Below are 285 nucleotides of genomic sequence, written 5' to 3' on the forward strand. Positions count from 1 at the left end.
TCGGCGAAAGCGGGTGGCCCAGGCGAAGGTCCGTTCGACCACCCAGCGCCGCGGCAACAGCACGAAGCCACGCTTGGCGTCTGACAACTTGACCACTTCCAGCTCGATCCCGCGCGCTTTGGCGGCGTCAGCGGCCTTTGGGCCGGTATAGCCTTGGTCGAGATAGGTCAGGTCGACGCTCTGGCCGGTGGAGACCTGCACGGCCTGGGCTAGAGCATTTCAGGTTTAGTCGAACGCGTACCCAGAGTTGGTGAGGTAGTTTCGGCACTCGCTGGGGCTGAAGGT

At 63.5% G+C, this 285-nt stretch carries 1 pseudogene; it reads right to left on the minus strand.

Annotation, left to right across the window (positions count from 1 at the left end):
• A pseudogene (locus JMJ55_RS32020) lies at window positions 1-213 on the minus strand (transposase); the annotation flags it as partial.
• Between the last annotated feature and the right edge of the window lie 72 nt (window positions 214-285).

The sequence above is a fragment of the Belnapia mucosa genome (genome assembly GCF_016775475.1).
Classification (GTDB): Bacteria; Pseudomonadota; Alphaproteobacteria; order Acetobacterales; family Acetobacteraceae; genus Belnapia; species Belnapia mucosa.